This window comes from Alteromonas sp. IB21, assembly GCF_016405965.1.
Lineage (GTDB): Bacteria > Pseudomonadota > Gammaproteobacteria > Enterobacterales > Alteromonadaceae > Alteromonas.
This window is the reverse complement of sequence record NZ_JAEFCD010000017.1, coordinates 57,543-81,271: the sequence shown is the minus strand read 5'-3', so window position 1 is coordinate 81,271 and position 23,729 is coordinate 57,543. Positions and strand designations below refer to the sequence as shown.

Sequence of the window (23,729 nt, the reverse complement as noted above, 5' to 3'; positions counted from 1 at the left end):
TTGCTGTTGGATGAACTAAAGGCAAAGCAATGAATTTCTTTTCACGTGAAAATGCGGCAGAACAGGCACTTTCCCAGTCTATACTTGCGGTTGTGACGATAGATGAAAAAAACAATATTACGTTTTACAACAATGCTGCCCAACGCCTATGGGGTTATGCGCCAAGTGAGGTGCTTGGTAAAAATATCAGAATGCTCGTCCCTCAAGAGCACCAAGCTAATCATGACAGCTATGTAAATACCCATAGAGCGACTAACGTAAACAAAATAGTTGGCAGTTCACGAGAAGTAGAGCTAGAAACTAAAAGCGGCGAGAGAGTTTGGGTGCAGCTTGCGCTGTCCCAGGTTATTGTCAGCGGTAAAAAGCATTACACTGCGTTTGTTCGTGATGTTACAGAGGAAAGAGAGGCCCGCGAGATTGTTGAGCAAACCCTTGAACAAGCGTTAGATGCGGTGGTTTGTATCGATGAAAACAACAATGTGACCTTGTTCAATGCTTCTGCGGAAAAGCTTTGGGGGTATCGAAGAGAAGAGGTGATTGGGTGCAATGTAAAAATGTTGGTACCTCAAGCAATACAAGCAAACCACGACAATTATGTTAATGCGAACCGGGAAACCGGTCAGGATAAAATAGTAGGGACAAGTCGCGAAGTAAAAGTCGAGCGAAAAGACGGTAAAAGCTTATGGGGAAGGCTATCGTTATCGAAAGTTCGACTGGCAGATAGAACACTTTATACTGCGTTTATAAAAGATGTTACTGAAGAAGTTGAGCAGCGGGAGTTACAGCGCATGCTGTCTCTCGTCGCAAACGAGACCGACAATGCCGTCATCATTTCTGACGCAGATGGCCTAATTGAATATGTAAACAACGGATTTTATCGACTCACAGGCTGGCAACTCGACGAAGTTAAAGGTAAGAAACCGGGCTCTTTCCTCCAAGGCGAAGAGACAGACCAACGAACAGTAAGCGTCATTCGACAGAAAATAAAAAACAGAGAAGCTTTTTATGATGAGGTACTCAACTATCGAAAAGATGGTACGCCTTATTGGACTTCACTTTCAATAAACCCTGTCTTCAAAGATGGCAACCTAGTCAATTTTATCGCAGTTCAGGCAGACATCACTCGCGTAAAACAAATGGCGCTAGACTTTACCAATAAACTCAAGGCAATTGGGAGTGCGCTGGTTCTCCTTGAAATGGAACCAAATGGTGAAGTTATAGAGGCGAACAAGCTACTTCGCGATAATTTGAAAGATGTGATTAGTACTAAAGAGTTCGCAAACGAAGTGATGGACAAACTATCTGCTGAAGATAAATCAGCGTTGGAGACCTCTGGCTTCGTTTCAAAAATTATTGAACTTGAGAAAAACGGAAGCTACCTAGCATTCGACGCTCGAATTAGCGCCCTTAAAAACTTTAATGGGCAAATAACTCGCTTTGTGTTTTTTGCTATCAATATTACGACGCGAAAACAGGCGGTTAACGATACTCAAGATGCGATGAAAGAACTTCTTGTCACCAGTCAAACGATTAGCAATATTGTCGGCACAATCAACTCGATTTCAGAACAAACGAATCTATTAGCGTTGAATGCTGCGATTGAGGCAGCAAGAGCTGGTGAAATGGGAAGAGGCTTCGCAGTGGTAGCGGATGAAGTGAGAACGTTAGCAGGAAACTCTCAGTCCTCTTCAAACGAAATTGATAATCTCGTCAAGGCGACGGTTTCAAAAATTGAGGAGTTGGCGCAACTGATTCAGCGCATTGACGGTTAGTTGCTTAGATGTACTAGCTTAGAAAAAGCCTTCGCCGTTGGGCGAAGGCCTTCCCTTCAAAACTGGCTATAATTTAACATAGCGTCAACTAGCAATTAAAAGCGATACTCAACACCAATGCTGGCTTGTTTTAGATCGGTTTCAAAATCGGTATCGTCGATGTCATCAAATGCTTCGTCTGCGTCCAACTCTGTATCGTATACAGTGTATTCAGCATTAACTAGGAAATTACTTGTAATCGCATAGCTTAGACCAGCGCCAACGAAAAGGCTCTCATCGTCGTTATCTCGCGATATACCAGCAAAGTTATATTCGGTTTCAGACCATAGCTGACCCGCCTTAGCGTAAAGTGAGAAGCGTTCAGTTAGCGGTAAAATACCTTTAATTGCCGCGGTATAGCCGTCAGTTTCAGCGCCAGCAATATCATTACCATAATCGCCAAAGTCAATGTAGCCACCTTCAATCGCTACCCACTCATTAAACTTGTAACCAACTAGGCCTTGCCATACGTCTTTGTCATCATCAAAGTCATCTTCACCTTCAACTCGTAGGTAGCCGTAATTACCACCTACGTAAAAACCGCTGTCTTTCGCTTCGATTTGGTTAGATTGAGCGTTTGCGCCAAACGAAGCCATTGCACTAATTGATGCAACCGCAGCTAGTCCAGTAAGTGTTTTAAGTGTGTTTTTCATAAGTTCGTCCTCATTACTTCTATAACATTCCATCGACTTCTTATTGAAGTGAATGTGTGATTGATTCCTACAACATCCCTTCAACAGTTGTGCCATGGTAGAAATTGCAAATTGTTGTTCAAAGCAAGGAAATTTTTTCAAAGAAGAGGATTTTATGAACAATTATTAATCACTTAGATTTCTAACGCGGTTTTGTGCCAATTTAAGCGCGCAAAAATTTCCTACGCTTTGAAATAGATTCACAATCCACAATTGCGTTTTAGCTGTTCCGCTAAGACATTTTCATAAATGCAATCTCCCAAATGCGCGATGTTTCAACATCATGATTTCACAAGGTAATTTGTTTGATTGGTTTTTCTAATCGGATAAATCCATTTTATCAACTGTAAAAAGTAGCCAACACTGTCTATCTTCTATCAGGCAAACAAGTAAATAAGATGTTAATGGTGATCGGCGCTTTACGCATCGATACCAGTGACAAAATTTAACCGAGACGGGAAAAACCATGACTATTAATAGGTTTAAAAAAACCACACTGTCAGCATTAGTTGCACTTTCACTAAGCGCAACATGTGCAGTTGCTAATGATCAAATCAGCAAGCCTGCCGGTGCGAAAGGCACAGGCATGGCAAAAGCTTTCCAAGCTAAAACCAATCAATTCTGGTGGCCAGATCAACTAGACCTAGCGCCGCTTAGAGATCACGACAATCGTTCTAATCCTTTGGGTAACGACTTTAGTTATGCAAAGGCATTTTCTAAGCTTGACCTTGACCAAGTTAAAAGTGATATCAATGAATTGCTAACCACATCGCAAGATTGGTGGCCAGCAGATTTCGGTAATTATGGTCCTTTCTTTATTCGTCTCTCGTGGCACAGTGCAGGGACGTATCGTACGCTGGACGGTCGTGGAGGCGGCGATGGTGGTCAAATGCGTTTTGACCCACTTAACAGTTGGCCAGATAACGGAAACCTAGATAAAGCGCGCCGATTGTTGTGGCCAATTAAGCAAAAGTACGGTGAAAGTCTTTCTTGGGGCGACTTAATGATTCTTGCAGGTACTGTAGGTATGGAAAACATGGGCTTCGATACCTACGGCTTTGCGGGCGGTCGTACCGACGACTGGGAGCCTGATATGGTGTACTGGGGTCCGGAAGTTGAAATGCTAGCGAGCGACCGTGAAGAGCGCGATGGCAAGCTCCAGCGTCCACTCGGTGCTACGCACATGGGCCTTATTTATGTAAACCCAGAGGGTCCTAAAGGTGTGCCTGACCCAATGGGCTCGGCGAAAAATATTCGTACCGCCTTCGGCCGTATGGCAATGAACGATGAAGAAACGGTAGCGCTGATTGCTGGTGGCCACACCTTCGGTAAAATGCATGGCGCGCACAAGCCTGCGGATTGCTTAGAAGCAGAACCAGGCGGTGCTGGTCTTGAAGAGCAGGGCTTGGGATGGAAAAACAACTGTGGTAAGGGTAATGCTGAAGACACAGTAACCAGCGGTCTTGAAGGCGCTTGGACACAACTACCTACTAAGTGGACAAGCTTGTATCTGCAGAACTTGCTCGGTTTTGAGTGGAAGCAAACCCGCAGTCCGGCAGGTGCAATCCAGTGGATCCCTACCGATGAGTCACTGCATACGTCTGTACCAGATGCACACGTTGAGGGTAAGAAAAACCCACCGGTGATGACTACGGCCGACCTTGCGCTTAAATATGACCCAGAATATCGCAAAATTGCTGAACGCTTTTTGGCAGATCCGAAAGAGTATCAAACAGCGTTCGCAAAAGCATGGTTTAAGCTTACACACCGTGACATGGGTCCTAAGGCTCGCTATCTAGGTAACGACATTCCAGAAGAAAACTTCGTCTGGCAGGATCCGGTACCAAAGGCGGAATATAAAACCATTTCTGATAAAGACGTTAAGAAGTTAAAAGCGGATATTTTGGATAGCGGTTTAACCGTCCAGCAGCTAGTGAAAACTGCATGGGCAGCGGCTTCTAGCTTCCGTGCTTCTGACATGCGTGGTGGCGCAAATGGTGCCCGTATAGCGTTAGAGCCTCAAATGAGTTGGGAAGCAAATGAGCCTGAAACTGTTAAGGCGGTAGTAGCGAAACTTAAGGAACTACAGGAAGAGTACAACTCTCGTATGTTCTCTAAGAAAAGGGTATCGCTAGCTGATTTAATAGTAATCGGTGGTGCTGCAGCTATCGAAAAAGCGGCTAAAGATGCTGGTGTTGATATCACTGTTCCGGTCGTTCCAGGGCGCACTGATGCGACACAAGAGCAAACAGACGTGAACTCTTTCGCGCTTCTTGAGCCGACTGCTGATGCATTTAGAAATTATTACAACGCTGAGGCAAGCTACCGCTCGCCAACAGATATGCTGGTAGATAAAGCTGATCAGTTACACTTAACAGTGCCTGAAATGACCGTTCTATTGGGAGGCTTGCGTTCATTGGGCGCAAATACAGGCGAATCTACACACGGTGTATTTACCGACAATGTGGGCACGCTCAACAATGATTTCTTCGTGACGCTGCTTGATATGGGCGTTAAATGGAGAAAAACTGACGATCCTTCTGTTTACGAAGGGTTTAACAGAAAAACTGGCGAAGTAATGTATACGGGAACGCCGGTAGATCTGGTATTCGGTTCAAACAGTGAGTTACGCGCTGTCGCCGAAGTGTACGCTTACGATAATGCAAAAACTCGCTTTGTTGAGGACTTTGTCGATGCGTGGACAAAGGTTATGACGCTTGACCGTTTTGACTTACGTCACGACTTAAATGCTAAGTTGGCGAAATAGGTTAAAACTCGCGAAACGTAAAGAATTATAAAGAGAGTGAGGGCGCTGCGGCGCCCTTTTTTGGATGTCCTAACCTACATTGCGTTAATACTTTACAAACTCAATGCGGAGCGCGAAATGAAAGCAAATAGCAGTGGGGCTAACTGATTATTGATGAAGCATGTGATCACTCGCTTTGAATCCGATAGTTTGCTTCGCAAACTTGGCTCGATTTCGATACACTAAATCTTATTTTTCGCTTCTACGAACACCACCGAAATGGCAAGTCTCCAACGTTCTTTAGTTAACTTAGAAATGCTAAGTGACGATATTACTTCGCTCTCTTATGAAGCACTTAACACTGCGGCTCACATTCGTCTTTTAAACGAAGTATTGAAAGAACTAAAAGATCTGGATGCGTTAATGTCTTATGAGACAGAGTCGAGTTTTCATAACGCAATAACAGGTTCAATATTTGAAAACATTTTTGAGCGTAAACGGATGGTAGCAGTTTATATTAAGCTCATTGGGTACGTCGTTACTGCCTGGGAGGCGACAAGTAAGGCAAACGCAATTCTTCTCGATAACTTCGACGCTAGTGCAGACAAGCGACTTGAGTTACTTCAGGTGAAAGCAATAAAGGCTAAATCTCAGCTTAAAACAGTAGCTACTGCGATGGGGCAAAGCGACTACGAGAAGTTTACTCGTACACTGGGGTTAATAACGCAAGAGTGGCAATGGGACACCCTCCGCGCCCGATTTTAGCCAAGCGCGAAGGTAAAGTAAGGCGATTTACGGGGTGGTGTTTCTGATTCCGATACCTTGTTCGTTGATAACGCGAACTTCGCGCTGAGGGAACGGAATTTCAATATCATGTTCGCGTAAGGTTTCAAAAACAGTGAGCAAAAGGTCGCCCCCGACACGATTTTTGCCGTCGTCTATTCCTTCCATCCAAAACTCTACAAACATGTTTACCCCTGAATCGCCAAAGCTATCAATCTCGCAGTCAGGCAATTCTTCAAAAGGAATATCGTCACCGCTTATCACTTGTGGATGTTTTGAGACCGCTTCCTTGATAATTTCTACCATAGCGCGAATGTCGGTCTTATAGGCAACAGAGAAATCGATACGATAGCGCTGCTTTTGATTCTTATGAGTCCAATTAATGAGTAAAGAACTGATGAATTTTTCGTTAGGTACGAGAACATCTTTACCATCATAGGTTTCGAGCACGGCATAGCGCATTTTAAATTCTCTAACGATGCCTTTTTGACCATCTTCTAGCTCAACATAGTCTCCCACTGTGAGCGACTTATCCAGTAAGATGATAATGCCTGAGATAAAGTTTGAGGCAATGGACTGAAGTCCCAAACCAAGACCCACACCCAAAGCGCCGCCGAAAACTGCAAGTGCAGTTAAATTGATGCCCATAACATTAAGTAACAGTAGAAAAACTACACAGAAAAGCGCTACCTCGAAGAGCTTTGCAAAAACTTCCTTCGTTGATACATCGAGAGACTTGTGGTTTCTAATAATATCTTGGCCAATGGCGTTTGAGCTGCGCCCTAACCAAAACAATAAGCCGCCAAACAGTAATACGCGAGTAACGCCATAAGCAGAAATTTGGACATTCCCGACTGAGATAGCCATAGACTCTAAAGCTGACGTAATAAGCGGAAGCACACCTATTAGGTGTAAGAACAAAATAGGTAAACCAACCCAGCGCATGCAAGCTGCGATAATTTTGTTTTCAACAAATCCTGTAATTAGCGAGTTAACAAACAGCATCAGCGCGACAACAACGGCGATTTCCAATAACCAAGCATCGAACTGAAATTGAGCACCAAGCACAGTGGTGAGCTTTAACATGCTTATCGTAATAAGCGGAAACAGGGCTTCACCGAGGTTGTATAAAAAACCATGCATCGTATGCGCGCCTTGCTGGGGCTTTTCTCTTGTAAATCTAAAGGGCTTCTTCACTTGTCTGGCGAGCAAGAAAGCCACGCAATAAATGACGGCGATGGTAGCCAGCTGTACAAAAAAGCTATCAGAAATGACTGTTGCTTTTATTAGCTCCATCTTTTCTTCAAAGTGCAGGGTTAAGCTTTCAATATTCATGTTTTTTCTTCACTAGTTCACCTCATCATTCGGTTTAGATGTGGTTAGAGCGTGGATTAATTGCGCGTTTTTTAACTGTTATATCAGATTTGGTAAAGCTTTTTTTATTCTTCTACGCAATACCCGTTTGTTTTTGTTGTCGGTAATACATCTGTTGAAGGTGTGCAAGTTGGTGCCCGCAATAGTGTAAGCGCCCTATCTAAACATGATGTAGACCCTAGCTGGTATAACTAGAAACGTTCAGGAAAGCCGGTAAATTCGCCTGCTTTTCTGACTAAAGTTGGTATTGGTGATTTTGCTAACGCGGACTATCATTAGCGTAGCGGCACACTGCCCAATATCACAGCCGTTGGCGAATTCCATATTGAATACTTAAAAGTTGATAAGATGCTCAATTTAAAATCACTGCTAGTCTTGACAGCCGCTTTATTGATAGTCATGTCATCCCAAGCCGCAGAGGAGTCAGAAAAGCTAGAGCTTTCAGGCTTCGCTAGGGCTGTTGGTGGCTTTGTTGATACAGACAAAGCAACTTACGAAGGCTACGACGACAGCGTAAGCTTTTCTGAAAAATCACTCATTGCTGTTCAAGCTGATTATAATTTTTCCTCAACGCTGTCTGCTTCCGCCCAGTTCTTACTTCACACTGATGAAGATCGAGAATCGGGCTTAGAATGGTTATACTTTACCTATGCCCCGACTGAAGAACTTCAATTTAACGTGGGCCGGTTGCGCACGCCCTTTTTGAAGTACTCTGACGTTATTGACGTAGGGTTTGCTTACCCTTGGATAAATGCGCCCCAGCAGCTTTACAGCAGCTACATGTTTTCTCAGTATGAAGGAGCTAATTCCCGCTATCGCGCCACGTACGGCGATGCTGTGGTCGATTTCGAAGTGTATTATGGAAGATACAAAGACGACATCATCTCAAACGGAGTTGACGTTGAAGTTAAATTGGACGAGCTCTATGGGGGCGTCGTCGAGTTAAATTATGGTGGCTTTCAGCTTAGAACCGCTATCATCAGCGGCCCGAAGGTAGAAACAACAATAGACGAAGTTGAGCCCCTCATTCAAGGGCTGAGAGCGGCCGGTTTTGACGATATTGCAGAGCGATTTGATATTAATGATAGTGCCAATGCCGTCTTGTTAGGCGCAAGCTACGACACACTAAGCTGGTATGTAAGCGGCGAATGGATGAAAATATCATCCGATATCGACGTTTTAGCAAATTTAGAAAGCTTTTATGTATCTTACGGTTATTACTATGAAAGCGTGTTGTTTCATCTCACTTACGCTTCTTCTAATCAATCAGTTAATATTGTTGATAATACGATCCCCGTTGGCGTCACGCCCGAACTCGACCTGCTCCATTATTCGGTTGAGGCGTTAAATGCCTTTCTTCCAACCGATGATCTCGATACGTGGACGCTGGGCGCAAGGTGGGACGTTAAAACAAATTTAGCGCTTAAAGGTGAAATTTCCTTTCTTGATGGCAAAGAAGGAAAAACATCTTTCTTTGATGTTGAAGAGCAGAGCTTCGATAGGAATGCAACGCTTTATCAAGTTGCTGTTGAGTGGGTGTTTTGATGCGTAGATACACACTGATAATCCTGCTATTACTGGGGGCTCGCACCGCAATAGCCCAAGACAATATTTGGGTTGTGGCCAATGTTTCAGAGGTAGACTCCGTATTTTCTAAAGCAGATGTGAGAACGCTGTTTATGAATAATAGCTCTACACAGAAGCCAGTATTACAACCGGTCGCTTTGTCACCGGGACATCGTGTACGCTCCATTTTTAATGCGAAAGTGCTCGCCCTGCCTGAATCTCGCATTCAGTCTTATTGGGCACAAATGCGTTTTAGCGGTCGTATGACACCACCGAAAGAGTTCGAAACGTTGGAAGAGATGCTAGAGTATATTAGCAACAATGAAGGAGCTGTGGGGTATATGCCCGCTGAAATTGAATTGCCTGAACACTTAATCGTGATATACGAGAGCCTTTAAATAGCCTAATGAAACGAAAGCGCCTTGCTTACAAGGCGCGCTTTCGTGAATTGGCTAAAACTTCTTCAAGGGGAACTGGTTTGCTATAAAGAAACCCTTGAAGCGACTGACAACCGTTTTGAAGCAGAAATGCTGCCTGTTCATGGGTTTCTACACCTTCAGCACAAACTGAGAAATCTAAGCTCTTTGCCATTTTTATAATGGTTTTTGTAATAAGCTCTGATTGCTTAGATACGCCAATATTGCTCACGAAGCTTCTATCAATCTTCAGTGTGTCTATGTCAAATTTGGTCAAGTAACTTAACGATGAGTAACCGGTACCGAAGTCGTCCAACGCTAACTGACAACCATAATGCTTTATCGATGAAAAAAAGCTATTAGCTATGTTGAAGTTATTCATAAATGCGGTTTCGGTAATCTCAATTTCAAGATTTGTCGCGGGTAGCTTGTTTTCTCTCATTCTCTTCAATATGAATTGGGTTAGCTTCTCGCTATTTAAATCTTGAGGGCTCAAGTTTACCGATATAACAAGTTGTGAACCAAAAGTCTCGATTAAGCGGGGAGCTTCAATTTCTAAACGCTTAACAATCCACATGCTAATTGATGAAATTTTGTCGTTTTGCTCCGCAACGGGAATAAACTCTGCTGGTGACACGTGGCCAAGTTCTTCATCGTGCCAACGCAGTAGCGTTTCAAACCCCGTGATATTTTGTTCGCCATCAACTTTTGCTTGATAAACAAGATAAAAAGCATCTTTTTCTAATGCGCTAGATAGACGGGTCGAGATGAGTACTTTGCGCTTGGTATCGGCAAGCATTTCCTTGTTGAACCACATAAACCTTGCTTTACCATTTCCTTTGGCTTTGTACATTGCCACGTCAGCGTTGGTAATGAGGCTTGAAAGCTCATAGTTGCAGTCACTAGCGAGGGCTAGCCCCACGCTTATGCCTGAGTCTAATCGCAATGTGTTGAAAATATGGGTGCGAGACACTGCTGAAACAAGCTTGGCTGCGATATCTTCAAGTGTTTTATTATCGGCTATCTCCGGCGCTATAATGACAAATTCATCGCCTCCCAAACGGCCTAACGTGTGATTTTCGCTGAGCAGTTTGCTCATGGTTGCGCTTATATGTAATAAAAATTTGTCGCCGGTATCGTGGCCGAATGAGTCATTGATAGACTTAAAGCCATCAATATCTACAAAAAGTAGACCGAGCTCGCTGCCCTTGGCTCGAGCTTTAGTCAATTCTTTAGAAAGCATTTCCATTAAAAATTGTCGATTTGGTAAACCCGTTAGCACATCGAAATTTGCAAGGCGCTCCATCTGTGACTGCTGCTTTTCTAACAACGCATTCTTTTGCCTATTGGCTTCAGATTCGGCCTGTATATTAACCATCATGTTGTTGAAGGCGCGAGAAAGGGCGAGCGTCTCTTCGTTGTTTGTCTCTTCTACTTTTACATCGTAACTTTTGTGGTCAACGACACTATCCATAGTTTTGATAAGGGCATTAAGAGGTTCGAATACTTTGCGCTGGGCTCTTACGGAGATAAGAAGAGAGAGAGCAATGAGAAAAACAACGGAAGGAGTTACTAGGGTGATATAGCGTGCTCGACTATCTATTAAGGCCTCTTGTAGGTTAAAAATTAAAATAAATTTTCCAAGCGGATATATGGACTCACCTATTGTTTTCACTATAACCACTTTGTTATTGATGTGGTGTAGTCCAAGGGCGAGGGTGGTAATCGAGTTGTCTTCCCCTGACACATTAGCCCCGTTTGATGATGTATCTATTTTAAAAATCTGGTCACCTTCTACGTTACTTTCAAATGTGTCAGGTGTGGCTCGCGTCTTCAAACCCGCTTGCCCAATATAGACGTTTAGTAACTCTTCTTGGCTATTGAAAATATAAGCCGTTTCCGCATACTCATACTCATCTAGCCTAAGCAAAACTTCAGTTTGATTAAAGCTGCCTGCAGGTTCATTAATATAATCAATAAGATCAACTGAGATGTTTTCACCTATGGCATTAATTTCGGTGGAAACAAATTCAATGTAGAGTTTTTCATAAACATAAATTGATAAAGTGATGATTAACGCACTAATACCGGCGATTGAGGTGAAAGTATTGAAAGAAATTTTAGAGCGAAGACTTTTCAAGACAAAAACTCTAGTTGTCGCTGATACTGGAAAAAAGTACGTTAAGCGAATTTAAATCAGCAAAATTTAAAACATTAATGATACCATTTGAGTATAGACGTTTTATCTTGTTTTCTTTCGCACTGCATCAACAATTAGTCTAAAAAAGGCCTAATGTTTTGTACTCGCTGGTGATAGCTTTCTTTGAATAATAAAGTGGCAGGTGGAGTTGAACAAAAAATGCGCTGGTGACTGCGCTCGATTAGTGGTAAACTTCACCCGCACTTTGTAAGAGTAAAAACATACGTTCTTTTCTTGATTTCAAACACCAATAAGCCAAGTCGGCAATGGCGTATCTCTTTAGGTTTTCCCAGTAATCTATAACCCCCATGGTTAGCAATTAAGCACTAGCGCTTATACCTTTGCGGTATGCACCTTTTTTAAAATACCTATGACAGGAGTTTATCAATGTCATTTACCCATTTAGGGCTCGCTGAACCTTTATTGAAAGCTATCGAAAAACGTGGGTTTAGCACACCATCACCTATCCAAGAGAAAGCCATTCCTGAAATATTGCAAGGAAAGGATGTGCTGGCTGCTGCACAAACGGGAACCGGAAAAACGGCGGGCTTTGGTCTTCCTATCTTACAAAGACTAATGTCAGGTCAGCCGGTATCGGGTAACAATATTAGAGCGCTTATTTTGACGCCTACCCGCGAGTTGGCTGCCCAGGTCGAAGAAAGTATTCAGGCATTCAGCGAATTTTTGCCGCTCAAAACGGCAGTCGTTTTCGGCGGCGTCGGTATCAATCCTCAAATGATGAAGCTTCGTAAAGGGGTTGATGTATTAATTGCAACACCCGGCAGGCTACTCGATCTGTATCAGCAAAACGCAGTGAAGTTTTCTCAGCTCGAGGTTTTAGTTCTAGATGAAGCCGACAGAATGTTAGACATGGGCTTTATTCACGATATTAAAAAAGTGCTCAAGTTATTACCGAAAGATCGCCAAAGTTTACTTTTCTCTGCGACCTTCTCAGAAGAGATAACGGCACTAGCGAGAACCATCACCCGTGATCCTGTGAGCATTTCTACTACGCCTGCAAATACGACGGTGGATGCAGTAGAACAGCATTTGGTTACTATCGATAAGTCTAAAAAAACCACCGCACTTATTTGCTTAATAAAACAGCAAAAGTGGGAGCAGGTGTTAGTGTTTAGCCGCACTAAACATGGCGCGAACCGAATTGCCGAAAAGCTCACTCGTTCAAAAATTCCAAGTGCTGCAATTCACGGAAACAAGAGCCAAAGCGCCAGAACGAAAGCGCTCGCTGACTTCAAAAGTGGTGACATTAAGGTTTTGGTTGCTACGGATATTGCCGCCCGTGGTATCGATATTAGTGAGTTACCGATAGTAGTAAACCTAGATTTACCGAATACAGCCGCTGACTATGTGCATAGAATTGGACGTACAGGACGTGCAGGGGCAAGCGGTCAGGCATGGTCATTTGTAAGTGTCGATGAACTGCAGAACCTTAAAGATATTGAAACTCTCATTCAAAAACTGCTTCCTAGAGAAACCTTGGAAGGTTTTGAACCTCAGCAGGCGGTACCACCAACAACGCTGTCTAAACCAAAGAAGCCTAAAAAACCAAAGGCTGCTAAAACGTTGATGGATGATGAGAATAGCCAAGATGAAAAAAAAGCGCGAAGCAGAAGAAGTGGACAACACCAAAACAACAAGGCAGGAAGCAGTGGTAATCGCTCCGGTAATGCGAGCGGAAGGTCAAGTGCAGGTGGTAAACCCGCTAGACGCAGAAGCGCTGGAGCTGAAGGCGGCGGTGCGCATCGTTCAGCCAATCGTCGACATAATTATTCTTCAAGCCAGAGCAGTGTTTCAAGTACTAACTAGCCAACAGCTCGTTTAACTCATCTGCAATAAGATATTTTTATGTAAGGGGCGCTCGGTCTGTTCGAACGCCCTTTTTGCTCTTTAGCTATTTGCAGAGCAGTAAGAATCAGTTCTGCTCCCAAGAAAAAGGGTTATAGTGTCTAAACGCCGGTTTCGTGTTAACGCCATTATCACCATTTTCACCCAACGTTAGCTCGGCGCGCTTAACCAAGGTTTTTTGAAGCTCTGTACGATAGGTTTTTGCTTCTTTCCACAGTGCATTTAAACCTTCTGGTGTATTTCCATTGAGATCCTCAGCAAGTAATGGGCCTAACTTATCGTAGGCACGTTGAAGCCTTGCCGCTTGCTCTTTATTGTAGGCGGCTTCCTCGTCTGTTGGTTTCCAATTAATTAACCGTGATTTTTGCATTTCTGTCATTGCTGGATAGCGAGAGAAGTAAGCAATGTAATCATCTAAATGAATGCTGTCAGCATGCCCCCATATATCCATGGAAGTTCTGTTCAATAACGCGCCTGAACTCGGTTCAATAACCATGACCGTTGGCGTAGCATAATAATTGGGATAAGCGAATCGTTCTGTAATTTGTCTTCTGTCTTGAAGGGTTCCTACGTCAATAAATACGGTTTCATAGTGAGCCCGTAAAATAAGATCCATTTCCTGAGTTGAAAAACGCTCTGCTAGGCCAGTGCTGTCATGACACCATTGTGCACCGAGCACAACAAGTAACAGTTTACCTTGTTCTGCGGCCTTTTCCTGCGCACGCACAACATCTTGAAAAGGAGTAGGGGAGGCAGTGTAGGCGTAAGGTCTAAGTTCTTGGGTACTAACACAACCCCCAAGTAACGCAATTAAGGCGATAGTCCACATCATTAACAATCGAGGCTTAATATAGCGAATAAGGTGGGTGTAAGACGAAGCGTTAATCTGAAAAATATACATACGGTTGTCAAAAAGTCTGTGAAATCAACGACAATGTAGCACAAGTAACCAAGAAAAATCGGTTATTAAGCGTGACAAATTACCGCTTTATCCAAGACTCGTTTAAGCAATGGTGAGAACTAGCTTCATCTTAATATTGCCAACACTTTTGAAATTCACTAATGAAGTGGCGCCAGCCTTTGTGATATGAATAACGGTAATGGCGCTGGAACAACTCATATGGCCTTTAGGCAGAGCAATGGTGCGTGAGGCGGCGTAGTCGATTAGATAAGCAACAGCCGCCATTGGCCCATGTAATACCTTGTTCGATGTGTGCAGTGTTGATGATTGTGTCGTTGATAAATACAGATGTTTGTAAGTGGTATTTATATGTTCATAGAATTTAAAGCACATTCTTTTGTCATATTTACTTATAATTACCGAATTAAATATAAGTAAATTTTATCTAGAAAAAAGGTTTGCCCCCTTTGTTAAAAATGGCGTTAGTGTATAGTTCATCACCAAGTCAATTCTTCCACCCTTTAACACAGAGAGAGCCATGACCGTAAACGTTGACACACAGTCTTTGATTGCATCTATGCGAGATGTAGTAGGGCAAGCCTATTTGTTAACAGATAAAGCTAAAAAGCAGCCTTATACCAAAGGGTTTCGATTTGGCGCTGGCGAAGCACTTGCAGTGGTGCGGCCCGGAACATTGGTTGAAATTTGGCGAGTGCTGAAATTATGTGTTGAGGCTGATGTTGCGGTAATTATGCAAGCTGCAAACACGGGCCTGACAGGTGGCTCTACACCAGATGGTAAAGATTACGACAGACCATTAGTTATAATCAGCACTATGCGTATTGATGATATTCAACTCGTCGATAGCGGTAAACAGATTGTTGGTCTAGCGGGTAGCACCCTTTTCGGGTTGGAAGAAACCTTGGCGCCATATGGAAGGGAGCCTCACTCAGTAATTGGTTCATCATGTATTGGTGCCTCGATTGTTGGCGGAATTTGTAATAACTCAGGTGGTGCTTTGGTTAAGCGAGGCCCGGCGTATACCGAGCTGGCGCTTTTTGCGCAAATCGATGCTAACGGCAACTTGTCGCTGGTAAATAATTTAGGCATAAATTTAGGCAGTGAACCCGAAGAAATTTTAAGTAATCTTGAGAATAAGCGTTATAAAGAAACCGATGTGCAGCACCCTGAAGCTCGAGCGTCAGATAATGAATATGACGAGCGTGTACGCGATGTAGACTCTGACACACCGTCACGCTTTAATAACGATGGAAGAAGGCTACACGATGCCTCGGGGTGTGCCGGTAAGCTTGCGGTATTTGCAGTAAGGCTAGACACGTTCCCGATACCTGAAAAGAAACAAGTATTCTATGTGGGCTCTAACGATGCCGCTGTATTTACAAAAGTACGTCGCGACATTCTTTCTACTTTTAAGAACCTGCCAGACTCTGGTGAATATCTTCACCGCGATTGCTATGACGTATCTAAGAAATACGGCAAAGATATGTTCATCGTCATTAGCAAACTTGGCGCGAAATTTATCCCTAAGCTTTTTGCATTCAAGCGCAAATTCGACGCATTTACCGATAAGTTAGGCTTTTTGCCCAACAAGATGTCGGACCGTGTTATGCAGTACATGAGCTATATTTTTCCTAATCATTTGCCAAAGCGCATGGAAGAATACCGAGACAAGTACCAGCACCACTGGATATTGGAAATGAGCAACGATGGAGTGGATGAAGCTAAGGCCTACCTTGATGAGTTTTTCAAAACCAACGAAGGTGGTTATTTTGAATGTACAGAAGAAGAAGCTGATAAGGCTATCTTACACCGCTTTGTGGCCGGTGGTGCGATAGGTCGTTACCATGTGATGCACAGTAAAGAGGTCGGTGCGATGATGACTATTGACGTCGCACTGCGCCGCAACGATCCAGATTGGTTTGAGGTGCTCCCCAAAGAAATTGACGATCAAATCGATACCAAACTGTATTACGGCCACCTGTTTTGTCACGTTATGCACCAGAACTATGTACTAAAGAAAGGCGCTGATGCTAAACAACTTAAAGGTAAAATATTAGAAACCTTTGATGCAAGAAGCGCCGAGTATCCTGCAGAACATAATGTGGGTCATGAATACTTTGCCAAAGATGCGCTTAAAAATTTCTATCGTGAATTAGACCCAACCAACAGTTTCAATCCGGGCATAGGTAAAACTACCAAGCTCAAAAATTGGGCAGAGCATGATGGAAGTTGTTGCAACGGGCACTAGGTAAGCGCTCTAGAAACTACCTCACTTATACTCTGGTATTTAGGGCCATGAAAATTAAACAAATTCTTATGGCCCTTTACCTGATTTTAGTCTTCAAGGCTGAGAGTCGAGGAAGGCGTCACTAAGCGCACTGATTGACTTTGCTCCACACAAGGTCATTGCCACATGCATCTCCTGTTTATACAGGTCGAGCAAATTCTCTACTCCACGCTGGCCGTCTGCTGCAAGAGCATAAATAAACGAACGCCCCAGCAATGTACAATCTGCGCCAAGTGCAATCATTCTCACCACGTCTAAGCCATTACGTATCCCTGAATCAACAAAAATGCTTAGCTTATCTTTTACTGCGTTGGCTATAGCAGGAAGCGCTTTAGCCGTTGATAATACTCCGTCTAGTTGCCTACCGCCGTGGTTGGACACCACAATGCCCTCTGCTCCGAAGCTTAGCGCATCTTTGGCATCTTGTTCGGTCAAAATACCCTTGATGATCATGGGGCCGTCCCAAAACTCCCTAATCCACTCTAAGTCTTTCCAACTGATAGATGGGTCGAAGTTAGCTCCTAACCAGCCAATGTAGTCTTCTAACTTGGTCGGTTCGCCGCGATAGGCTGAAATATTGCCAAGGTCATGGGGCTTACCAAAAATGCCCACATCAAATGCCCAGCGAGGATGAGTCATGGCTTGCAATACGCGGCGACTTGCAGCAAAGGGGCCGCTCATACCAGAGTGTTTATCGCGATAGCGGGCTCCGGGTACCGGCATATCGACGGTAAAAACTAATGTTGTTACGCCCACTGCCTTAGCGCGCTCTAGCACGTTCTTCATAAAGCCCCGATCGCGAAGTACATACAGCTGAAACCACATGGGGCGCTTAATTTCTGGCGCGACCTCTTCAATCGGGCATACTGACACCGTCGACATAGTAAACGGGATGCCCTTATTTGCTGCTGCTTTAGCGGCTTGCACTTCCCCTCTACGTGCGTACATCCCCGTTAAACCTACGGGAGCAAGCGCGATAGGTAACGCTAGCTTTTCACCCAAGACCGTCGTTGAGATGTCAAGGGATGACATATTTCTAAGCACGTGTTGTTTCAGTGCGATGTCAGCCAGGTCTGCTTCATTACGTTTAAGCGTTTGCTCGCGATAAGCGCCGCCATCAATATAATGAAACAAGAATGGGGGAAGCCGTTTCTGCGCAGCGCGTCGATAGTCAGTTGGCGATGAAATAATCATGTTCTTAAACGAAAGGAATTATGTAAGTAAAAATATAGCGTTTCTCTCTACTGACATATACGACAAATAGTAAATTTATTTTCTGCATCAAAATAATGAGTACAAACCTGACAGCGCAAATTACTTTACACAAGCAAACCTGAACCGAACCAATTTCTCTAGAGTAACTAAATTAATCTTAATATTTACAAGCGCTCAACTTAGCTGACAGTAAAAGGGATTTGTTATGAAAGGCCAAGTAAACAACTCAACCATTCTTCTTCCAGTTTTTATTCCTGCAGTTACCATCATATTGCTGTTAGTTATCGGAACAATTAGTAACCCCGAACTTGCCGGAAAGGCCTTCGACAGTACGTTGGCATGGATAACCCAAACGTTTGGCTGGTTCTATATGTTATCGGTAGCCATCTTCTTGGTTTTCATCGTGTCGGTGGCGTCTTCAAGTTGGGGAAATATAAAATTAGGGCCAGACCATGCAGAGCCTCAATATAGCTTTCCCGAGTGGTTTTCCATGTTATTTTCGGCAGGATACGGTGTGGCACTGCTCTATTTCGGTGTGGCTGAACCCGTGCTCCACTATTCATCGCCGCCTGCAGGGGCCGCTGAAACCGTAGATGCAGCGAAGCAAGCCATGCAAATCGCGTTTTTCCACTGGGGTTTCCATATTTGGGCTATCTATGGGTTGGTGGGCTTGGTACTCGCTTACTTCGCCTTTCGTCACGGCTTACCGTTATCTATTCGCTCTGCTTTGTACCCGCTCATAGGCGACAAAATATATGGCCCTATTGGTCATGCGGTAGATGTATTCGCTATTCTGGGCACGTTGTTTGGTATCGCAACTACGCTTGGCCTTTCTGTTACGCAAATAAACGCGGGGCTTAACTATCTATCCGGCGACATTCCCATCGACATTATGGTGCAAGTAGGCACCATTGCCATTGTGACTATCGCTGCGACTATATCGGTTATTGCGGGTATGGATAAAGGCATTAAGAGGCTGTCAATTCTCAACATGGTGCTGGCAGTCTCGCTTATGAGTACAGTCTTTATCTTCGGAGAAACGGTACATATTTTAGAAACCTTTCTGCAAAACACGGGAAGCTATCTCAATGGAATTATTGAACGTACGTTTAACTTGCAAGCCTATAGCCGCAGCGATTGGATTGGGAACTGGACCCTGTTCATCTTTGGGTGGACTATTGCGTGGGCGCCGTTTGTGGGCATGTTTATTGCCAAAATAAGTCGAGGCAGAACCATCAGGCAATTCGTCTTTGGCGTAATGCTTGTACCAACAATGTTCACTTTCCTTTGGTTTTCAGTATTTGGCGATACAGCGCTCAACGCCATTATGAACCAAGGCGTGACAACGCTCATTAGTGATGTTCAGGAAAACGAAGCCGTGGCTTTGTTTAAGCTTTACGACCTTCTACCCGGCGCATCAATCATGTCGGGTCTAACCGTGTTATTGATTATTACGTTCTTTGTTACTTCATCAGATTCAGGGTCGCTGGTCATTGATTCTCTTGCCTCTGGTGGTAAAGAAGAAAGTCCAGTATGGCAGCGTATATTTTGGGCGTGTTTAGAAGGCACGGTTGCTGCCGTACTTCTAATAGCGGGCGGACTCAATGCCCTTCAAACTATGACCATAGCCAGCGCCTTACCTTTCGCGTTTATTATGTTAGCGTCTGCAGCAGGCCTTTGGCGAGCCCTTGTCATAGAGGGCTTTCGCAATAATAGTTTGACGGCAAATACGCTAAATAGAAATCACGGCCGCTCAACTAGTCTGAAAGGGCGGCTCGCAGCAATGGTCGATTATCCGAGTCGCAGCGAGGTGCACGAGTTTATCGATAAAACAGTGATTACAGCGATGAAAGATGTGCAAGCGGCACTTAAAGCACGAGAGTGGGAGGCGTTCGTTAAGCTAGATGAGGTAACAGGCAGGGCTGTCTTTACAGTAGAGCGTCACGATCATATGGACTTCATTTACGATATTCGTATGACCGAGTATCTTGTACCTGGCTTTAGCTATGCAGAATTACGCTCAGAAGACGACGAGTCGGAAAAGTACTTTCGCGCAGAAGTATTCCTTCGTCGAGGCGGTCAGGCGTATGATATTTACGGGTATGATAAGGAAAGTATTGCTAAAGACATCCTAGATCAGTTTGAAAGTTATTTGCACTTCCTTGATACCAGTCCAGGTGAACTGCCTTGGAAGATGGATGACTATGACGATATGTTAAATCAGCCTAAAGGATAAATTGTGACGTTCTTATGGGTATAGCGTGAAGGGTGAGTAAAAGCACTTCCCCTTAGTAACAAAAAAGAGCGAGTAAAAATTTTACTCGCTCAGTAAAAAGGCCACCTCTTCTGAGGGAAAGTGACCCTTGGAGAAATGGTGGGCGTTTATCTTATGCCAGTCGGTTGATTATTGAAGAAAAATCCATTCCTGCATTGCCTTCTTCGCAATGCATTTCAAACCACTTTGCAGCAAGCTCACCCATAGGTACTTGCGCATTTACGCCCTTCGCGCCCTGCATAGCAAGGCCTAAGTCTTTAAGCATAAGCGCAGAAGCGAAACCGCCAGCAAAATCGTTATCGGCAGGGCTTTGCGGCCCTACACCTTTCACAGGGCAGTAGGTAGTCATTGACCATGTCTGGCCAGATGCATTCGACGCGATATCGAAGAATACTTGTGGATCTAGGCCTAGCTTTTGGGCAAGCTGGAAACTCTCGCAGGTAGCAATCATGGTTGCACCGAGCAGCATGTTATTGCAGATTTTTGCTGCTTGCCCAGCACCATGACCGCCCGCATGGACAATTTTTTTGCCCATAGCGCCAAGTGCACCTTGGGCTTTATCGAACGCGTCAGCATCACCGCCTACCATAAAGGTAAGTGTGCCGCCTGCAGCCGCTGCAACACCACCAGAAACCGGTGCATCAAGCATTTTAAGGCCCTTTTTATCAGCGAGTTCTGACACGCTTTTGGCCGTTTCTACATCGATGGTAGAGCAGTCAATAAGCAAAGTGCCATCACGCACGTTATCGAGGATCTGATTTGAATAGATATCTTTTACGTGCTTACCGGCAGGCAGCATGGTGATAACGATGTCAGCTTCAGATACGGCTTGTTCGGTACTTTTTGCAATAATACAGCCAGCATCTTTGGCTTTAGCCAGTGCCGCTTCGCTTAAATCAAAGGCCATTACCTTGAAATTGTGCTTAACTAGATTGTCTGCCATTCCTGAGCCCATGTTACCTAGGCCAATAAATGCAACTGTGATCATAATAGTCTCCTCGCTTAGCCCATGGTTGGAATAACAAAGGCGTTGTCGTTCGTATCTGAGCCATCAGGCCAGCGCTGGGTAATGGTTTTCACCTTGGTCCAAAATTTCACCCCTTCCATACCGTGCTGGTTAGTATCGCCAAATGCAGAGCGCTTCCAGCCCCCAAACGTATGATAGGCAACAGGTACAGGAATAGGTACGTTAATTCCTACCATGCCCACGTTAACGCGCTGGGCAAATTCGCGTGCTGCATGACCGTTTCGGGTGTACATGGCAACGCCATTACCGTATTGGTGATCGCTAGCTAAATTAACGGCTTCATTGAAATCTTTGGCGCGAACCATTTGCAGTACGGGGCCGAAAATCTCTTCTTGGTACGAGCGCATATCTTTGGTCACATGGTCGAAGAATGTAGGTCCAATAAAGTAGCCGTTGCTGTCGCTTGGGATTTGACTTGTTCTGCCGTCGTAAACAAGCTCAGCACCTTCTTCTATAGCAAGGTCGATATAACTTTCAACGCGCTCTTTGTGGGCGGCGGTAACCACAGGGCCATAGTGGGCGTTAGGATCTTCGCTATGGCTTACCATGATGTTTTTGATAGCCGGAATAAGTTTAGCTTTGAGTTTTTCGGCGGTTTCATCGCCGACAGGAACCACAACCGGCAGTGCCATACAGCGTTCACCGGCACTGCCGTATGCAGCACCTACTAGGTCGGTTACCACCTGGTCTAAATCTGCATCAGGCATCACGATGCCGTGGTTTTTCGCGCCACCCATGGCTTGAACCCGCTTACCAGCACGCGCGCCACGCTCATATACATAGTTGGCGATATCAGAAGAGCCTACAAAGCTCACCGCCTTGATAGTTTGATGATCCAAAATACCATCAACCACGTCTTTGTTGCCGTGTACAACGTTAAGTACGCCAGCAGGAAGGCCCGCTTCAATCATGAGTTTTGCTAGTTCAACAGGCACCGAAGGATCGCGCTCTGATGGCTTTAATATAAAGGCATTACCGCAGGCAATGGCCACGCCGAACATCCACATAGGGATCATGGCAGGGAAATTAAACGGGGTGATACCGGCAACAACGCCTAATGCTTGGCGCATTGAGTATACGTCTATGCCCGGACCTGCGCCCTCCGTGTATTCACCTTTTTGCGCATGAGGAATGCCGCAAGCAAATTCGATCACTTCAAGACCACGCTGAATGTCGCCCTGTGCATCAACCAACACTTTTCCGTGCTCGCTAGATAGCAGCGCGGCTAGGCGGTCGCGGTTTGCTTCAACAAGCTCTTTAAATTTAAACATGACACGAGCACGTCGCTGAGGATTCGTTGCAGCCCACTCAACTTGTGCAGCTTGGGCCGTCTCTATAGCGTGGGCTAGCGTTGACGCATTGGCGAGGCTTACTTCTGCTTGAATTTCACCGGTGTTAGGCGCAAAAACCGGTGCGGTATTTTCGCTGCTATCTTCAAAGTCTTTACCTGCAATAAAGTGAACAATCTTTCTCATGATCTGGCTCCTGTAATTTTTAACAATATTGAAACCTTGTGTTTGCAATAGCAATACATATACTTGCAGGATTGTGCTGTAAAAATGCAGGTGTTTAGATGAATTGGGATGACATGCGTTTGTTTCTTGGTTTGGCAAGAAATGGGCGGGTAGATATTGCAGCTAAGGGGCTGAAGGTAGATCCTACAACGCTCATTCGTCGTGTAAAAAAGCTGGAAGACTCTTTAAACTGTAAATTATTCGAGCTAACCAAAAAAGGCTATGTACTTACCACGCATGGCAGTGAGTTGGTCACGTATATTGAGAAAGCCGAACATTATTTTTTAGAAGCGCAAAATGAACTGGGCGATGAGCGTTCACACTTAGCTGGTACTATTCGAGTAAGCGTTTCAGAAGGGTTTGGTAGCTGGTTTTTAGCGCCTTTACTACCGGATTTTAAAAAGCGGTATCCGGGCATAAGTATTGAGCTTGTGGCCACCAGCGGCTTTTTAAACCTAAACAAACGTGAAGCCGATATGGCTATTTTGTTGGAGAAGCCCAGTAGAGGCTTGTTGGTTACACAAAAGCTGACGGACTATCATCTTTATCTTTATACCCATCAGTCCCTTATCAACGAGAATATACCGCGAACATTAACAGATCTTACCTCATTCAATTTAGTGAGTTATGTGCCCGATCTGGTGTACGCTCCGCAGTTAAAGTTCATAGAAGAGACCGCTCTGTCGCAGTTAAGTGCCCTTCGCAGCACCAGTATTAACGCGCAGTATCAAATGCTTGTTAATGGCGCGGGCGTTGGCATTTTACCTAAATTTATGGCTGAAACTCAGCTAGGCTTAGTTCGACTCATTGAAAACGAGATTCATATTAAGCGCACGTTTTGGTTGGCAACGCATAAGGAAACCCACTCTCAAGCTCGCTTCCAAGTGTTCACGCAGTGGCTTCGAGAAAATGTCGAGCGGCACCAGTCTCGGTTTATTGATTAGTCGAACCAACTAAGCCCTATGTTTACCTGTTTAAGCGGTCTTTGCTCCTACCTTGGTAGGATAAATTCGCCCCTATTGCAGGATGTGTTTT

General features: G+C 44.4%; 17 protein-coding genes. 9 read left to right on the top strand and 8 right to left on the bottom strand.

Going from position 1 to position 23,729, the window contains the following annotated elements:
• The first annotated feature begins 29 nt into the window (after positions 1-29).
• On the top strand, positions 30-1,772 hold the full coding sequence (locus tag JC525_RS12655; protein WP_198816166.1) for a PAS domain S-box protein: 1,743 nt from the start codon (positions 30-32) through the stop codon (positions 1,770-1,772).
• 95 nt (positions 1,773-1,867) lie between these two features.
• On the opposite strand, the gene JC525_RS12650 is transcribed toward JC525_RS12655, so the two are convergent.
• Positions 1,868-2,464 carry a porin family protein gene (locus JC525_RS12650; RefSeq protein ID WP_198816165.1) on the bottom strand — a complete coding sequence of 199 codons (597 nt, stop codon included), beginning with the start codon at positions 2,462-2,464 and terminating at the stop codon, positions 1,868-1,870.
• Positions 2,465-2,969: 505 nt separating this feature from the next.
• Here JC525_RS12650 and katG point away from each other — a divergent pair.
• A complete protein-coding gene (gene katG / locus JC525_RS12645) occupies positions 2,970-5,270 on the top strand; it encodes a catalase/peroxidase HPI (RefSeq protein ID WP_233095175.1) in 2,301 nt (766 codons plus the stop codon).
• 258 nt (positions 5,271-5,528) lie between these two features.
• Complete coding sequence (locus JC525_RS12640; RefSeq protein WP_198816164.1) at positions 5,529-6,014, top strand: hypothetical protein; 486 nt, start codon at positions 5,529-5,531, stop codon at positions 6,012-6,014.
• A 27-nt stretch (positions 6,015-6,041) separates the two neighbouring features.
• On the opposite strand, the gene JC525_RS12635 is transcribed toward JC525_RS12640, so the two are convergent.
• Positions 6,042-7,367, bottom strand: coding sequence for a mechanosensitive ion channel family protein (locus JC525_RS12635; protein WP_198816163.1), 1,326 nt, complete (start codon positions 7,365-7,367; stop codon positions 6,042-6,044).
• Positions 7,368-7,805: 438 nt separating this feature from the next.
• Between JC525_RS12635 and JC525_RS12630 the strand changes: the two genes are divergently transcribed.
• Both JC525_RS12630 and JC525_RS12625 read left to right on the top strand, forming a co-directional pair.
• A complete protein-coding gene (locus JC525_RS12630; RefSeq protein WP_233095174.1) occupies positions 7,806-8,951 on the top strand; it encodes a hypothetical protein in 1,146 nt (381 codons plus the stop codon).
• Positions 8,951-9,370, top strand: coding sequence for a hypothetical protein (locus tag JC525_RS12625; RefSeq protein ID WP_198816161.1), 420 nt, complete (start codon positions 8,951-8,953; stop codon positions 9,368-9,370). Before JC525_RS12630 ends, JC525_RS12625 begins: the two co-directional genes overlap by 1 nt.
• A gap of 28 nt (positions 9,371-9,398) precedes the next feature.
• Here JC525_RS12625 and JC525_RS12620 read toward each other — a convergent pair whose 3' ends face one another.
• Positions 9,399-11,528, bottom strand: a complete 2,130-nt coding sequence (locus JC525_RS12620) for an EAL domain-containing protein (RefSeq protein ID WP_198816160.1) — start codon at positions 11,526-11,528, stop codon at positions 9,399-9,401.
• A 447-nt stretch (positions 11,529-11,975) separates the two neighbouring features.
• Here JC525_RS12620 and JC525_RS12615 point away from each other — a divergent pair, with 447 nt between their 5' ends.
• Entirely contained in the window at positions 11,976-13,415 is a 1,440-nt protein-coding gene (locus JC525_RS12615; protein ID WP_198816159.1) for a DEAD/DEAH box helicase, read from the top strand.
• A 106-nt stretch (positions 13,416-13,521) separates the two neighbouring features.
• Here the strand turns inward: JC525_RS12615 and JC525_RS12610 are convergent, their stop codons facing one another.
• Together JC525_RS12610 and JC525_RS12605 are read right to left on the bottom strand one after the other, a co-directional pair.
• Positions 13,522-14,355 (bottom strand): thioredoxin family protein, encoded by an 834-nt coding sequence (locus JC525_RS12610; RefSeq protein WP_233095173.1) that lies wholly within the window; start codon positions 14,353-14,355, stop codon positions 13,522-13,524.
• 102 nt (positions 14,356-14,457) lie between these two features.
• A complete protein-coding gene (locus JC525_RS12605; RefSeq protein ID WP_198816158.1) occupies positions 14,458-14,640 on the bottom strand; it encodes a hypothetical protein in 183 nt (60 codons plus the stop codon).
• Positions 14,641-14,893: 253 nt separating this feature from the next.
• On the opposite strand from JC525_RS12605, the gene dld reads away from it, so the two are divergent.
• Positions 14,894-16,624, top strand: a complete 1,731-nt coding sequence (gene dld / locus JC525_RS12600) for a D-lactate dehydrogenase (RefSeq protein WP_198816157.1) — start codon at positions 14,894-14,896, stop codon at positions 16,622-16,624.
• A gap of 93 nt (positions 16,625-16,717) precedes the next feature.
• Here the strand turns inward: dld and lldD are convergent, their stop codons facing one another.
• Positions 16,718-17,857, bottom strand: coding sequence for an FMN-dependent L-lactate dehydrogenase LldD (gene lldD / locus JC525_RS12595; protein ID WP_198816156.1), 1,140 nt, complete (start codon positions 17,855-17,857; stop codon positions 16,718-16,720).
• A 226-nt stretch (positions 17,858-18,083) separates the two neighbouring features.
• Here lldD and JC525_RS12590 point away from each other — a divergent pair, with 226 nt between their 5' ends.
• Positions 18,084-20,114, top strand: a complete 2,031-nt coding sequence (locus JC525_RS12590) for a BCCT family transporter (protein ID WP_198816155.1) — start codon at positions 18,084-18,086, stop codon at positions 20,112-20,114.
• 151 nt (positions 20,115-20,265) lie between these two features.
• On the opposite strand, the gene mmsB is transcribed toward JC525_RS12590, so the two are convergent.
• Positions 20,266-21,141 carry a 3-hydroxyisobutyrate dehydrogenase gene (gene mmsB / locus JC525_RS12585; protein ID WP_198816154.1) on the bottom strand — a complete coding sequence of 292 codons (876 nt, stop codon included), beginning with the start codon at positions 21,139-21,141 and terminating at the stop codon, positions 20,266-20,268.
• A gap of 14 nt (positions 21,142-21,155) precedes the next feature.
• The gene (locus tag JC525_RS12580) at positions 21,156-22,655 is read right to left on the bottom strand and encodes a CoA-acylating methylmalonate-semialdehyde dehydrogenase (RefSeq protein WP_198816153.1); all 1,500 of its coding nucleotides are present in this window, start codon (positions 22,653-22,655) and stop codon (positions 21,156-21,158) included.
• 98 nt (positions 22,656-22,753) lie between these two features.
• Here JC525_RS12580 and JC525_RS12575 point away from each other — a divergent pair, with 98 nt between their 5' ends.
• Positions 22,754-23,638 (top strand): LysR family transcriptional regulator, encoded by an 885-nt coding sequence (locus JC525_RS12575; protein ID WP_198816152.1) that lies wholly within the window; start codon positions 22,754-22,756, stop codon positions 23,636-23,638.
• Positions 23,639-23,729 lie beyond the last annotated feature (91 nt).

Coding starts and splice junctions, on each gene's coding strand:
- JC525_RS12630 (WP_233095174.1), top strand. CDS start 7,806: ATGTCATCCCAAGCCGCAGAGGAGTCAGAAAAGCTAGAGCTTTCAGGC.
- JC525_RS12650 (WP_198816165.1), bottom strand. CDS start 2,464: ATGAAAAACACACTTAAAACACTTACTGGACTAGCTGCGGTTGCATCA.
- JC525_RS12605 (WP_198816158.1), bottom strand. CDS start 14,640: ATGGCGGCTGTTGCTTATCTAATCGACTACGCCGCCTCACGCACCATT.
- katG (WP_233095175.1), top strand. CDS start 2,970: ATGACTATTAATAGGTTTAAAAAAACCACACTGTCAGCATTAGTTGCA.
- lldD (WP_198816156.1), bottom strand. CDS start 17,857: ATGATTATTTCATCGCCAACTGACTATCGACGCGCTGCGCAGAAACGG.
- JC525_RS12590 (WP_198816155.1), top strand. CDS start 18,084: ATGAAAGGCCAAGTAAACAACTCAACCATTCTTCTTCCAGTTTTTATT.
- dld (WP_198816157.1), top strand. CDS start 14,894: ATGACCGTAAACGTTGACACACAGTCTTTGATTGCATCTATGCGAGAT.
- JC525_RS12635 (WP_198816163.1), bottom strand. CDS start 7,367: ATGAATATTGAAAGCTTAACCCTGCACTTTGAAGAAAAGATGGAGCTA.
- JC525_RS12615 (WP_198816159.1), top strand. CDS start 11,976: ATGTCATTTACCCATTTAGGGCTCGCTGAACCTTTATTGAAAGCTATC.
- JC525_RS12625 (WP_198816161.1), top strand. CDS start 8,951: ATGCGTAGATACACACTGATAATCCTGCTATTACTGGGGGCTCGCACC.
- JC525_RS12655 (WP_198816166.1), top strand. CDS start 30: ATGAATTTCTTTTCACGTGAAAATGCGGCAGAACAGGCACTTTCCCAG.
- JC525_RS12580 (WP_198816153.1), bottom strand. CDS start 22,655: ATGAGAAAGATTGTTCACTTTATTGCAGGTAAAGACTTTGAAGATAGC.
- mmsB (WP_198816154.1), bottom strand. CDS start 21,141: ATGATCACAGTTGCATTTATTGGCCTAGGTAACATGGGCTCAGGAATG.
- JC525_RS12575 (WP_198816152.1), top strand. CDS start 22,754: ATGAATTGGGATGACATGCGTTTGTTTCTTGGTTTGGCAAGAAATGGG.
- JC525_RS12610 (WP_233095173.1), bottom strand. CDS start 14,355: ATGTATATTTTTCAGATTAACGCTTCGTCTTACACCCACCTTATTCGC.
- JC525_RS12640 (WP_198816164.1), top strand. CDS start 5,529: ATGGCAAGTCTCCAACGTTCTTTAGTTAACTTAGAAATGCTAAGTGAC.